7 protein-coding genes are annotated in these 14,356 nt (G+C 57.8%); 5 read left to right on the top strand and 2 right to left on the bottom strand.

The window, feature by feature from the left end; genetic code table 11:
• Positions 1-77 precede the first annotated feature (77 nt).
• The gene (locus tag Enr13x_RS17200; RefSeq protein WP_145207536.1) at positions 78-521 is read right to left on the bottom strand and encodes an RbsD/FucU family protein; all 444 of its coding nucleotides are present in this window, start codon (positions 519-521) and stop codon (positions 78-80) included.
• 61 nt (positions 522-582) lie between these two features.
• Between Enr13x_RS17200 and Enr13x_RS17205 the strand changes: the two genes are divergently transcribed.
• Entirely contained in the window at positions 583-1,710 is a 1,128-nt protein-coding gene (locus Enr13x_RS17205) for a site-2 protease family protein (RefSeq protein WP_145388079.1), read from the top strand.
• A gap of 496 nt (positions 1,711-2,206) precedes the next feature.
• Here the strand turns inward: Enr13x_RS17205 and Enr13x_RS17210 are convergent, their stop codons facing one another.
• Positions 2,207-3,202, bottom strand: coding sequence for an IS110 family RNA-guided transposase (locus Enr13x_RS17210; protein ID WP_145388081.1), 996 nt, complete (start codon positions 3,200-3,202; stop codon positions 2,207-2,209).
• A 568-nt stretch (positions 3,203-3,770) separates the two neighbouring features.
• Between Enr13x_RS17210 and Enr13x_RS17215 the strand changes: the two genes are divergently transcribed.
• From Enr13x_RS17215 to Enr13x_RS17230, 4 genes are all read left to right on the top strand, one after another.
• Entirely contained in the window at positions 3,771-4,523 is a 753-nt protein-coding gene (locus Enr13x_RS17215) for an OB-fold-containig protein (protein ID WP_145388083.1), read from the top strand.
• Entirely contained in the window at positions 4,523-6,670 is a 2,148-nt protein-coding gene (locus Enr13x_RS17220; protein WP_145392435.1) for a flotillin family protein, read from the top strand. The genes Enr13x_RS17215 and Enr13x_RS17220 overlap by 1 nt, the downstream gene beginning before the upstream one ends.
• Before the next feature lie 177 nt (positions 6,671-6,847).
• Positions 6,848-12,100 (top strand): DNA repair ATPase, encoded by a 5,253-nt coding sequence (locus Enr13x_RS17225; RefSeq protein ID WP_145388085.1) that lies wholly within the window; start codon positions 6,848-6,850, stop codon positions 12,098-12,100.
• Positions 12,101-12,371: 271 nt separating this feature from the next.
• Entirely contained in the window at positions 12,372-13,949 is a 1,578-nt protein-coding gene (locus Enr13x_RS17230; RefSeq protein WP_145388087.1) for a hypothetical protein, read from the top strand.
• The last annotated feature ends 407 nt before the right edge of the window (positions 13,950-14,356 follow it).

The following is a 14,356-nucleotide window of genomic DNA, read 5'->3' on the forward strand; positions in this document are numbered from 1 at the left end:
CGCCGTCCGGTCGCGCTTCAAAAACACCGTGAAAGACCGGAGGGCTCGCGCCCGACCGCTAAAACGGTTCATCGGAGCTACATCCGCACGCCGACGCTCAGCAAGATGTTGGCGTAACGTTGCTGATCGGCCGTTTGGATCGTCAGCACGTGGTCTTCGGTACTGACCGCTTTGTAGAAATCCCATTTCTCGATCGGCTCCAATTCCAGATCCAGACCTTCGGATTTGATCGTCGCCCGGTAGTCGTCCCAGACCGGCGGATCGCCGTCCAAGGCGTAGGGGCCTTCGGTTTCCGTCTTCATGGTTTGGATCGCTTCGACCGGAATCGCCGACAGGACGGCTTCGAGAACCTGATTGCAGGTCGGGACGCCGGGCATTAGATTCAAACTGACCAGTTCGGCGCGGGGGCCGCGTTTACTCGCAGCGGGGTAGTTCCCGTCGGCAATCAGGATCGTGCTGTGGTGTCCCGAGGCGGCCAGGATGGAGGAGATCTGGGGGTGAATCAGTTTGTGGCGTAACATAGTGTGATGCGGTTGAGGAACTGACGGAATCTTACGGACTCATTGAACGGGCCGACCCCACGTGTGGCGACGACGATTAAAACTGGGAACTTACTTTCGAATCGGCGTCTACGTCCACTGGTCGTTCGCCCTTTTGGTCGCTTATGTCGCCTATGCAGGATACCAGGATGGCATCATCGGCACGGTTTTCGGAATCACGCTGTTGTTGGGCATGTTCTTTTGCGTGACGCTACATGAATACGGCCACGCGTTGATGGCCCGTCGTTTCGGGATCGAAACGCTGGACATCACGCTGTTTCCCATCGGCGGCGTCGCCCGATTGATGAAGATCCCACGGATACCCTGGCAAGAGTTTCTCGTTGCGGTCGCCGGTCCGGCGGTCAACATCGTGATTCTATTGAGTTTAGGAACCGTTTTGTGGGTCGTCCCCGGATTGGGCCTGCCCTCGCTGCGAGAAATCTTGACGGAGGTCGAAGCGGGCGATCGGGTGATTGAAGTGCTCAATTCGCCGACACCGTTGGGATACCTGTTGTCGATGATGTTGGTCAATACGGCGCTGGTGCTGTTCAACATGATCCCGGCGTTCCCGATGGACGGCGGGCGGGTGCTGCGAAGCGTCTTGGCGATGGGGATCGAATATCGCCGCGCGACGCGGATCGCGTCTTACATCGGCGTCCTGTGCGCGATCGTGATGGGCGGGTTGGCGTTGCACCATGGGGCCGTGACCGCCGGGCTGATCGCGGTGTTTATCTGTTACGCGGGCTTGAGCGAAGCGCGACAAGTCGAGGTGATTGAGCCGCTTCGTGATCTGACGATCCACGACGCGATGATTCATCAGCCACCCCGCTTGCTGATGGACATGGAGCTGGAGGAGTTACTTCCGTCGCTGCGATCGTGCCCGACGACCGCGGTTCCGGTGGTCGGCCAGGACGAGTTTGTCGTCGGCATCCTGTCGCTGGAAGACGTCACCGAAGCGGTGCAGCGAGGTGCCGATCCCCGCACCACCGTCGGCCAGTTGGCTCGATACGATGCGCCGGTGCTGTCCCCGGATGAATCGTTAGAATCCGTCGTCACGCGGCCCTTGGAAGGCTGTCGCCAATTCGCCGTTGCCGACGCCGGCGGTCGTTTGATCGGCCTGCTGGATCTGGACACCCTCCGCGTCCGAGCGGGACTGGCGACGCAGGGCTGATGCCGCCAAACGGGTGTTTTTTGTTAGCGGCAGGGCGCGAGCCCTCCGGTCGAGGCCTGGAATCACCTTGTTTGTTGTCAAACGATCACGCCGGCGATTCCTGAATCCCGGGGGCGGCGATTCTATTACTGCAAGATTCATGGCTCCCTTCTCCCCCACAAATCGCAACAAGCTTGCTTGTCGATTTGTGGGGGAGAAGGGCTGGGGATGAGCGACGGTCTTAAATTGTGGCAAGAGGTCAGATCGAAAATCTTGGATTTTTCGATTCCGAGATCCAGTGTGGTCAGGGGCCAGCCCCCGAACCCCCGAGATTTTCTTAGGCATTGCGCCGGTGTTCAATGATTTTTGGAAATTTGGGTGACGCGATTGTTGCGCAGCAGTAAACTTGAGCCGCTGGGTGAAACGCAACAGGGCTCTGCAGAGATGCAACCGTGCCAGGGATAACTCAGTCGCCGGTGTGTCAATGACGCATCGAGCACGTATGGCGACTACGGTCCTAGTTTAGCGACGGTGCCGTAGTCGCCTTTTGCTCCTTCTTCGCATTGACCTGAGGGTTCTTCCATGATTCGCCACAGTGAATCATGTTGTTGAGAATCGTCAGGAGTTTGCGCATGCTCGCTACCAAAGCTAACTTTTTGATTTTACCTTTGGCGATAAGCCGATCGTAGAAACGTTTGATGACTGGGTTGTGTTTCGTTGCAACCAGTGTCGCCATGTAGAGCACGCTTCGGACTTGTGAACGTCCACCTCGGACCTTTCGTTTCTTGTCGCTCTTGCCTGTTTGGTTGGCCAACGGAGCAACACCGACAAGTTTGGCAATTTGACCTCGGTTGAGTTGTCCCAGTTCTGGCAGCTCGGCCAGGAGTGTCGCAGCGGTGACTGGACCAACTCCACTGACGCTGAACAAGATTTCTACTTTGGGATCGACTTTACTGAGGTCCTTGAGCATCTTTTCGATGCGTTTGTCGAGGCTTTTTAGCTGCTTTTTCAGGTGCGAAATCGTTTCCTTGATTTGTTGAGCGGCAAACTTGTCACGGGTTTGACTGAGTCGGTTTTGCTCCTGGGAGAGCAAATCTTTCACTTGGGTTCGACGCCGCACTGTTGAAAGAAATTCTTTCTCTTGCGCCGTGCGAGGAGGTGTCAGATGGATTTCCACATCTTCGCCAAAACGGCGGATCATGAATGCATCGATCACATCGGTCTTCTCCAAATAGCCATGCCCTTTGGCAAAGTCACGGACCTGCCTCGGGTTGGCCACGCAAATCGGTACACCAGCGTCGTGAGCAGCCTCCACAATCAGATATTCGTAGCCGCCAGTTGCTTCACAGACAACCAATGTATTTTCAGTGTCTTGGATTCTCTTGAACAGCTTTTTGCTGATCGCTGAAATCGTGTTGGGCAATTGTTTGGCAATCTTTCCTGCGGAGTCATTGACATCAATTTTGTTTGACGCGACGTCAATACCAATGACACGGTTGTACTTCTGTTTCATAGTTAAGTCCCATCCTAGTGAATACGATCTGACCACATGCGATAACGCGATTGGGTCGATCAAGCGACGGTTCGGGTTCAAAACGAACTGCTGTGCGACTCAAGCTCATCCACGGCGTTGAATACCACCTAGGGGAAATTACGATCTACACAGCAGTGTTGGGAAACCGCTGCAGGCAGCCACCCAACATCGACAGCCCAAACGATGATCAAATCGCCTGGAATTGCCAGTCAGGCGAGATACTAGGGGGCTGGTGATCGGTTTTGCAGCCCACGTCGATCGCCGCGGAAGTCGCTAAGCCTTTGGCAGCGCCGGCCCTCTCTGGCGTTTGCTTGCTGCGCAAACGCCGTCTCTCCCAGAGGGAGAGAATCTAAATGGGTTGCAAAATCCTGCAGTAAAGAAATCGATGTCTTAAGGGATTTCAGCGAGCAGCCGGAACTCAGCACAGCGACACTTCCGGGAAGCTTCGTAAGTTTTCCCCTTTCTCGGCAACCCCGCGCCCCTCCTGCGGTCGGAAAATGCCCTACGCTAACGAGTCGGTTTAGGAATCGCATGACTCTTGCTGGGCATGACCGCTGTGGAACAAGTACTGACAGATCTCGCCAATCGAATGTTCGTCGGTCCGGTATGGCCGGCGTCGATTCTGGTTTGCCTGATGGTGATGTACACGTTGGTGGCCTTGATCGGGCTGATCGAACTGGATTTGGATGCGCCCGACATTGACCTGGACGCCGACATGTCGGTGGACATGGATGTGGACGTGGGGACGCCGGATCTGGAGGCGGTCGATTTCGACGTCGCCGGCGGGGATGCGGACATCGGACACGCGGGAGGAATCGACTTCCTGGGCGGGTTTGCCGCCACGACGGTCCGCTGGTCCAACTTCGGACGCGTGCCCTTGGTGATTTGGTTCGGGGCCTTCACCGTGCTGTTCTGGATGGCGTCCTACGGCCTGTGGCACGGTTTTGATGCCTCGCGTTACCAACCGGTTTGGCTGCCGTCGATTTTATTGGGCGTGCGAAACTTTGTCATCGCCGTGGTGGCAACCAAATTCGTCACCCAGCCGGTCGTCGGCAAATTCACGCCCGAACCGGGTTACGACAAAGACCGGCTGATCGGGGCGACATGCGAAATTTCGTCAATCCAGGCTTCACCCACTTTTGGGCAAGCTAAGTTTCGGACGAATGCCGCTCCGCTATTGCTAAATGTCCGCACCACGGGGGCTGAGATTCCGAAAGGGACGGAAGTGCGGATTCTAGAGTTTGACCCAACCAAACGGATTTATACCGTTACTGAACTTGAACCGGAGAACGTATCGTGATGACTTGGAGTATTCTTGCGACGCCGCTGCTGGCCGAAGGCCTGTTGACGAGTGTCCTGATCGGTGTCGGGATTCTCTTTGTGGTGCTGCTCGGCATCGTCGCGACGATCAAAAAATGTTACATGGTGGTCGGCCCGGACCAAGCCATCGTCAAGACCGGGATGGGCAAGATGGACGTCGTCACCGGCAACGGCATGCTGATCGTCCCCGTGATCCATCGCTACGAGCTGATGGACCTGTCGCTGAAGAGCTTTGAAATCAGTCGGCAGGGCAGCGAGGGGCTGATCTGTAAAGACAACATTCGCGCGGACATCAAAGTCGCCTTCTTCATCCGCGTCGACAGCAGCGAAGAAGAGATGAAGGAAGTCGCCGCGTCGATCGGGGCACGCCGCTGTTCGGAACTTGAAACACTGCGTGAACTGTTTGACGCCAAGTTCTCCGAAGCACTCAAAACGGTCGGCAAGCAGTTTGATTTTGTCGAACTGTACGACGAACGCGACAAGTTCAAAGACGAAATTCTGAAAGTCATCGGCACCGACCTGAACGGTTACCGGCTCGACGACGCGGCGATCGACTACCTGGAACAAACGCCGCTGGAACTCCTTTCGCCCAACAACATTCTGGACGCCGAAGGGATCAAAAAGATCACCGAATTGACCGCCGCGGAAAAGGTCAAGGAAAATCAATTCACCCGGGACAAGGAAAAGACGCTCAAAAAGCAGGACGTCGAAGCCGAAGAGACAATCCTGGCGCTGGAGCGACAGCGTGTCGAAGCGGTCGAGAAACAGAAACGCGAAATCGCTGAAATCACCGCCCGCGAACAAGCGTCGGCGCGAAAGGTCGAAGAAGAACAGCGACTGGAATCCGAACGGGCTCGAATCGCAACCGAAGAAGAATTGGGCGTCGCAACGGAAAACAAGGACCGCCAAATCCTCGTCGCCCAACGCAACAAAGAAAAAACCGACGCGGTCGAATTGGAACGTGTCAATCGTGATCGCGACTTGGAAGCCACCGAGCGATTGCGAGTCGTCGGGGTCGCCGAAGTCGAAAAAGAAAAAGCGATCGAAACCGAAAAGCGAAACATTCAAGAAGTCATCCGCGAACGCGTCGCCGTCGAACGAGCCGTCGTCGAAGAACAGGAACGGATCAAGGACACCGAAGAAATTGCCAAGGCCGAGCGGGCCAAAAAGGTCCAGATCACCGCGGCGGAAATGAAGGCCGAAGAAGAGCTGATTCGCCAAACCAAACTGGCCCAAGCGGAAAAGGAATCGAGCGAGTTGTTGGCCGAGAAAATCCGCATTGAAGCGGAAGCCAAACGCGACGCGGCGGAAAAAGAAACCGCGGCAACGAAAATGCTTGCCGAAGCCGAATCGGCTCAAGCTGCCGCGGCGGGACTCGCCGAAGCACGGGTGCGAGAAGCCAAGGCGGCCAGCTTGGAAAAAGAAGGCTTTGCCGAAGCGACGGTCTTGGAAAAGAAAGCCGTCGCCGAAGCCAAGGGCATCGAAGCCAAAGCCGCGGCGGTCGAAAAGCAGGGCATGGCCGAAGCCAGCGTCGAACTAGAAAAGTACCGCAGCGAAGCAGTCGGCATCACCGAGAAAGCCGAAGCGATGAAGATCTTCGACAGCGTCGGCAAGGAGCACGAGGAATTCAAGCTCAAGCTCAGCAAGGAAAAAGACGTCGAAATCGCCGCGATCGATGCCCAGCGTGGCATCGCCGAAAGCCAAGCCGGGGTCGTCAGCGAGGCGCTCAAGGCCGCTCGTATCGACATCGTCGGTGGCGATGGCGAGTTCTTCGATCAGATCACTTCGGCCGTCAAGGGCGGCAAGGCGATCGATCGATTCGTCTACAACAGCCGCGTCGCGACGGACATCAAGGACACGTTCTTCGACGGCAACGCGGAATACTTCCGCGATCAGTTGACCAAGATGATCGGCCAATTCAACTTGGACACCGACGGCGTCAAGGACCTGTCCATCGCCGCCCTGATCGCCAAAATGATGGGGATGGCCGATACCGACGACATGCGGTCCCAGCTGACCAGTCTGCTCGGAATGGCCGGAACCGCCAACGTCGCGGACCAGAAAGCGAGCCGTCTGCTGGCCACCCCCTCCGGCAACGGCAAAAATTTGAAAGGCGGTTTAGCGTAACTCGGTCGGGACGCGGCGGCGTGTCGCTCCGGCCCGCCGCCGACCCTCGACTTCACCCCGCCCGGCCACGGGCGGCCGTGAAGCCACCCTGTACCACCCCAATCGCCCCGGGGGTTCGTCCCCGGGCATTTTGATTCCGTCGCCTGCTTTCCAAACCCACCCTTCGGGAGCCAATCCATGCCCGACTCCCAACTCGCCGCCGGCACCTATGAAGTCCTGCGTAATCGCTTGCGTGATGGCGCAGAGAACCTGCGTGAACGTCTTGCCAAGCTGAACGAGTCGCGTGCGGAGGTGTTTGGCAACATCGAGACCAAGCTGATCTCGACCGAACGCGTCACCACCGAGCACAATTGCGTGCCCCGCGATCTGGTCTCGATCGGCGACCAGTTCTTGTTCGGCTACAACGTGCAGTTCGGCTTGAAGACGGAAATCGATCTTTCGGATGTCTTTTCGGCCTACCGATTCGAAGACAACCAGTTCCACGAAGCCTCGTTGGATCTGATCGGCGACTCGCGTTTCCACAACGATTTCAGCGAACTGTACCGGTTTTACAAAGACACGCGGTTTTCGCGTTTCTATCGCTCCGGCCCGATGCTGCACATGGTGTTTCAGGTCGGCAAAACGAACCGAGATATCAAGTCGTTTAAATGGCGGGTCGCGCCGGACGCGATCGAATACATCGACAACCGCAGCGATCACGAAGTCAAAGAGCCAGCGCAGCACGAATTCCGCTGGACACGCACCACCCGCGACCAACACCACTACGGCGACCATCCACACATCTCGATCGAAGACATCGTGTTTGTGGAAACCGTCGGCGGTGATCTGACGATCAAGGTCGAAAACAACACCAGCAGCGGCGAAGGGATTTACTGCGAACCGGTCGACAATCCGGACCAAACCCTCGATGACGCGGAAATCTATTACGCGATCCTGGGCAATCTGGTGCTGTTGAAGATGAAGCCCTACCAGGAAGACCAATTCCGGTACCTGGTTTACAACAGCAAGATCCAGCAGGTCATCCGGCTGGACGAAATCGCCGCGGCGTGCGTCATGTTGCCGGGTGATCAAGGTCTGATTTTTCCCGGCGGCTATTACCTGCAAACCGGCGAATTCAAACGCTTCGAAACCGGGCTGGCCGACATGCGTTACCAACGCACCGTCGCGGCGTCCAACGGTGAAGACTACTTGTACCTGTTTTACGCGCCGATCTCGGGCACCTATGTTCAACTGCGTTACAACCTGATCAAGCAGACCGTCGATACACCGCTGATCTGTCACGGGCAAACCTTCTTCGAACGCGGCGAGATGGTTTGTTTTCGCGGCCAAGAGGAAGCCCAAAAACACCATGCCGTGCAAATCTGGCAGACTCCGTTCACCGGCCCCAATTTCGTCCCCGAGAACCAAACCGATTCGTTGCTGTTCAAGATCGGCAACAAAGAGATCGTCCGCGGGATGGCCGAGTGCAGCGAACTGCTGCAGTTGATCGACAAGGACGACAGCTACGAAGGCCTGTATCTGGATCTGAACAAGAAGTCGTCCGACATCCTGGACAGCTACTTCTGGATCGACAAATCGGAAACGGAAAACCTGGCCGAGCCGTTGCAGACGATCCGCGAGGCCTCCAACGCGGCCGTCGAAGAATTCGACAAAGTGGTCCGCGCCCGACGCGAAACGAACTCGCGGACCAAGGAAGTCTCGACGGCGATCGAGGACTTGATCAAGAAGATCGAACGCAGTCGTTTCGAGTCGATCGATGACTTCGTTCAATCGTTGGCCGAATTGCGAACCCAACGTGGACACGCCCTGGGGCTGAAAGAACTGCGGTACGTCGATTTGGAGGTCGTCGAGGAACTGGAGACCACGACCGCCGAACGCAGCGAACGACTCAGCCGCCGATGCGTTGATTTCTTGCTGACACCCGGCGCGCTCGATCCCTACATCAAACGCATCGCCTCGGCCAACGATCGCGTCGCCGAAGTCGCCACCGTCGCGGAATCAAAATCCTTGGGCGAAGAGATCGACGCCGCCGCATCCCAACTGGAACTCCTGACCGAGACCGTCAGCAATCTGCGGATCGAGGATGCGACCAAGCGCACCGAGATCATCGACGCGATCGGCGACGTGTTTGCCTCGGTCAACCGCGTTCGCAGTGCGCTCAAGGCACGCACCACCGAGTTGGTCGGTGTCGAAGGTCGGGCCGAGTTTGCATCGCAATTGAAACTGCTCGAGCAAACCACGTCCGGCTACTTGGACGTTTGCGACAGCCCCGAACGCTGTGACGAATACCTGACCAAGGTCATGGTGCAATTGGAAGAACTGGAAGGCAAATTTGCCGAATTCGATGACTTCATCGAACAGCTGGCCGTTCGTCGCGAAGAGGTCTACGCGGCGTTTGAGTCGCGAAAGGTCCAGTTGGTTGAGAAACGCAACCGCCGCGCCGAATCGCTCTCGTCGGCGGCCGATCGGATCCTCAAAGGCATCGACAATCGCGTCCGATCGATGGAATCGGCCGATGACATCGCGGCCTACTTCGCCGGCGATTTGATGGTCGAAAAGGTTCGGGACATCATCGACCAACTGCAGGCCCTGGACGATGCCGTCCGTGTCGGAGATCTGCAAAGCCGGATGAAGACGATCCGCGAAGATTCGGTTCGTCAGTTGAAGGATCGCCAAGATCTGTACGAAGATGGTGGCGACATCATTCGCCTGGGGAAACAAAAGTTCGCCGTCAACACACAGCCGCTGGATTTGACCACGGTCCTTCGCAACGATGCGATGTGTTTGCATTTGACCGGAACCCAGTTTTTTGCCCCGCTGCAAGACCCGGCGCTCTCCGACGCCAAGGATCTGTGGAATCAGGAGCTGATCAGCGAAAACCGCCACGTCTATCGGGCCGAGTTCTTGGCCGTGGACCTGTTCCAAAACCGACATTCGTTTGGGGGCACGTTGACGGCGGAGAGTGTCACCCCCGCTTGGGTTCAATCGCAGATCGGCGGTCGGTTCGATCAGGGATATGCAAAAGGAGTTCACGATCATGACGCGGCAAGCATTCTAAAAGCCCTGCTCGAGATCGATGCGGAGATCGATCTTCTGGCCCATCCGCCCAGCGTGCGGGCCGCAAGTCTGCTCTGGTTTGGCAAACTGTTGGTGCCGAAGACGCGCAAAGAGATGACCGACTGGATCAGAGGGTTTGCCAAATTGGCCAAAGCCTATCCGAATGCCGAGCCGGCGGTTGAATTCCGCCAGCGACTGGCCGAGTTGGCCGAGGAAGACGCTCAGTACTGGGGGCCGCTGTTCGATCACAACGTCACCGCCGAGGCGATCGCGAATTACCTGTTCGATCAGCTGATCGACAGCTCACGAAAAAACGTTTGCAGTGCTCGCGCCGCGGGGCTCTTTCAAGCGTTCACCGATTCGGTCCCCGAAGTCGATCGCCAGAAATTGCTCGAAACCGCGATGAAGAGCAACGAAAGTGATCCGGTCCGCTCGTTCGTCTTGGCTCGCAACTGGGCCAAAGCATTTTTGGCAAATCATTCCGGCGGCGATCAAGTCGATCCGGCGCACTACTACTTGGACGAATTGGCATGGATCATCCTGTCCGGTGACCCGTCGCATCTGCGGGTGGCCGAGGTGGCGGTCGCGAAATCGCTGAGCGGGTTGGTCGGCAACCATGAACGAATCCAAGGCGGGACGATGGTGGTTCACTATCATGAACTGCTGCGACGCGTCGGACGCTACATGTTGGATGTCGTGCCGCGTTATCGAAAACTGAACGCGACCAAATCCAAACTTGTCGATGTGGCCCGTGACGACATGCGGCTGGACGAGTTCAAGCCGCGCGTGCTGACCAGCTTCGTGCGGAATCGACTGCTGGACGAAGTCTATTTGCCGCTGATCGGCGACAACCTGGCCAAGCAGATGGGGGCCGCGGGTGAGAACAAACGAACCGATCGCATGGGGCTGCTACTGCTGATCTCTCCGCCCGGCTACGGCAAAACGACGTTGATGGAATACATCGCCAATCGGCTCGGCCTGGTCTTCATGAAGATCAACGGACCGGCGATCGGGCATCAGGTCACCTCGCTAGACCCCGCCGAAGCCCCCAACGCCGCGGCGAAAGAAGAAGTCGAGCGATTGAATTTGGCGCTGGAGATGGGCGACAACGTGATGTTGTATCTGGATGACATCCAGCACACCCACCCCGAGTTTTTGCAGAAATTTATCTCGCTGTGCGATGCGACGCGAAAGATCGAAGGCGTCAGCAACGGGAAGACGAGAACCTACGATTTGCGTGGCCGACGCGTTTCGGTCGTGATGGCCGGCAACCCGTACACCGAAAGCGGCGACCGATTCCAAATTCCCGACATGTTGTCCAACCGCGCCGACGTTTACAACCTCGGCGAGATCATCGGGGAATCGGCCGATGCGTTTGAAATGAGCTACCTGGAAAACTGCTTGACCAGCAATCCGACGCTCGCGCCGCTGTCCTCGGCTTCGCCCGACGATGCCCGCGCCATCATCCGGGCCGCCGAGCGCGACACGATGGAAGGCATCGAGCTGCAGGGCAATTTTTCACCGGACCAAGTCCGCGACATGTACGAGGTGATGCGAAAGCTGTTGCAGATCCGCGATGTCGTGCTGCGTGTCAACCGCGCGTACATCCGCAGCGCCGCCCAGGCCGACGCGTACCGCACCGAACCACCGTTCAAGCTGCAGGGCAGTTATCGAAACATGAATCGCATGGCGGAAAAAGTCGCCAGCGTGATGAACGCCAAAGAACTGCATTCGCTGATCGTCAGCAGCTACGAACAGGACGCCCAGACGCTGACGACCGACAACGAAGCGAACGTGCTGAAGTTCAAAGAGCTGATGGGGATCCTGACGCCCGAAGAAAAAGAACGTTGGGACAGCATCAAGTATGCGTTTGTCGAAAGCGTCCGCATGCAAGGGCTCGACAGCGAAGACCAGGCGGGGCAACTGATGCGACAACTGGCATCGATGCGAGACGGTTTGGAATCGATCCGACAGGTGATCTCACGAGCGATCGCGGTCGGTGGCGACGGCACCGAAGAACGCATGGACGCTCGCATCGATGCCTTGCGTCACAGCATGACCGCATCGGCCGACCAGGTCGCGGCAAGTCTGAAATCGACCGGAGAGCAACTGCAACGGATCAGCGAACATCAAGCCAGCGCCCAGCCGCCCGACCAAAAGGTCTACGTGCAACACAAGGTTCCACGCGTGCTGGCGGATTTGATCAAGGGGCAATTCCACCTGATGCAGGAATGGCTAAGACCGATTTTGACCGAATCGATCGACAACGGACGCGACCTGGAGCGGTTGAAAGAGCAGCTCGACGCGATGCAGGCGAACTATCGAGAAATCGAATCCACCTTCGATGCAGCATCGGGCGACGAAACGACTTGATCGGCGTCCGCACAACCCTCCCAACCGACAAACTGTCCCACCGACTCTTCGCTCCCCACTGGCGAAGTGGGCAAACAGTCAGGCAAAATGGTGAAGCTGGCGCGGCGTTGTTGAGCCGAAACACCGGTTTTTCCACTCTTTTTTTGGCATTCGGCTAACGAACTGCGTAACCTTAACCGGTGGCATTGCCGACAGGCCGCCCAGCGCTCGATTGATCCAGCGTTCGTTTGATCGCGTTCCATGTTTAGTTGCTTCAGAAGGTCCCCACGCGATGTTTCGCCCGTTCCCCTTCAGTCTGTTCTCCCGCAATCTGGTTCTCGCCGGTTCCGCCGTCTGTCTGTTGAGCGGTGGGGCCAGCGCCCAGGATTTCTGCTATCCCCAGGCCTACCGGCTCCAGCCGACGACCAGCTACGAACGACAAACGGTGCAGCGGATGCGACCGGTGTACCGCACCGAGATGGTCGAAGAACAAGTCAAATCGTTCCGGCCCGTCGTCCGCACTCGCACCGAAGTGCGCGAAGTGACGGTGCCCGTCAACACCGTCGAAACCTCCTACAAAGAAGAGCGTTTCACCGTTTGGAAGCCCGTCACGGAGACCAGTTACCGAGACGAAACGTACACCGAAACCGAATACGTCACCGAGACGTCCGAGCGTGAGGAGCAATACACGACGTATCGCCCTGTGACCGAAACCAAGATGTACCAGCAGCAATACACGGTGCAACGGCCCGTCACCGAAACCAGCTACTACGAGCAGCAGTACACCGTTCAGCGCCCCGTGGTCGAGACGCAGATGCGGACGCAGCAGCACACGACGCTGCGTCCCCAAACGACGATGGTCAACCAGACCGTCGACGCCGGCGGTTATGTCCCCCAAACCACGGTCACTCCCGGCTCGGTGGGCTACGGATTGCAGTATCAACGGGGATTGTACGCGACGCCCGGTCCGCTCGGTCTGTTTGCCCGTGTCCATGGCGGCTACGTTGCCAAGCCGGTCGTCACCCCGCCGACGACGCAAACCCAGTACGTATACCGGCCCAACTACATCCAACAACAGGTCGCGCAGACGTCCTACATGCCCGTCACCGAGCAGGTGCAAGTGCCGGTCCAGGTCCAGCGGATGCAAAGCGAAGTGGTCACCCAAAAAGTCCCGGTCCAGACGACGCGGATGCAGACCGAAGTGGTCACCCAAAACGTCCCCGTCCAGTCGACGCGGATGGTGCCGACCACGATGGTCCGCAAGGTTCCCTATGTCGTTCAGCGGCCGGTCACCAAAACCATGACCCGCAAGGTGCCCGTCACGCAGCAACGTTGGATCACCGAAGAACAGGTGCGGAAAGTGCCGGTGCAAACCAGCAAGATTCGCTACGAGACGAAAAAGGTGCCGCAGACCGTCCAGTACACCGAATACGAAGAGGTCATTCAGACGGTCCGTCGTCCGGTGACCCGTCAAGTTTATGAACCCTACACCGAGACCGTCCTGGTGCCGCGTCAAACCGTGATGCGTGTGCCGATGTCCTACTACGACCCCTTCGGCAGCGCCATCACCCACGGCTTCTCGTCGTTCTCCGAAACCAGCAGTTCGTCGTCGACGATCACCCAGCCGTCCAGCGACTCCCAGATGAGTCTGAAGCCGGCCGAATCCTTCGACGCCGCACCAAGGACGGGTTTAAAGAGCATCGAGACGACCGGTCCCGAGCCGGCCCAGGACGAAAATGACGCGATCGAGCTGAACCGTCCCGAATTAGAGAGCGACAGCGATTTGCCCGCCCCCGCAGGCGGCGGTGCATCCATGATGGACGCCGGCTGGAAGATCCAGTGGAATCCGCCCCTGTCGCGAAGCATCTGATCCGCCGACCGCTTTCCGCACGCACGACGGGCCCTTCCGGTTTCGCACGTACGATGGCCCTTCCGGTTTCGCACGTACGATGGCCCTTCCGGTTTCGCACGTACGATGGCCCTTCCGGTTTCGCACGTACGATGGCCCTTCCGGTTTCGCACGTACGACGGCCCTTCCGGGCCGTCGTCCAGAGGGCTCGCCCCGACGACCAAGAAAGCACGTCGCACAACCGTCCGCACGTACGACGGCCCTTCCGGGCCGTCGTCAGGAGGGCTCACCCCGACGACCAAGAAAGGACGTCGCACAACAATCCCCCGACCGGATTGCACTCAATCGACGAAATCGATCGTCTTCGCCGCGTTTCGCGTCTTGCCCAAGCTGGACAGCCCCATCAGGCGATTCCCGGTCGCTGCGAG

It is taken from the genome of Stieleria neptunia, from assembly GCF_007754155.1.
GTDB classification, from domain to species: Bacteria; Planctomycetota; Planctomycetia; order Pirellulales; family Pirellulaceae; genus Stieleria; species Stieleria neptunia.

Coding starts and splice junctions, on each gene's coding strand:
- Enr13x_RS17200 (WP_145207536.1), bottom strand. CDS start 521: ATGTTACGCCACAAACTGATTCACCCCCAGATCTCCTCCATCCTGGCC.
- Enr13x_RS17210 (WP_145388081.1), bottom strand. CDS start 3,202: ATGAAACAGAAGTACAACCGTGTCATTGGTATTGACGTCGCGTCAAAC.
- Enr13x_RS17225 (WP_145388085.1), top strand. CDS start 6,848: ATGCCCGACTCCCAACTCGCCGCCGGCACCTATGAAGTCCTGCGTAAT.
- Enr13x_RS17220 (WP_145392435.1), top strand. CDS start 4,523: ATGACTTGGAGTATTCTTGCGACGCCGCTGCTGGCCGAAGGCCTGTTG.
- Enr13x_RS17230 (WP_145388087.1), top strand. CDS start 12,372: ATGTTTCGCCCGTTCCCCTTCAGTCTGTTCTCCCGCAATCTGGTTCTC.
- Enr13x_RS17215 (WP_145388083.1), top strand. CDS start 3,771: ATGACCGCTGTGGAACAAGTACTGACAGATCTCGCCAATCGAATGTTC.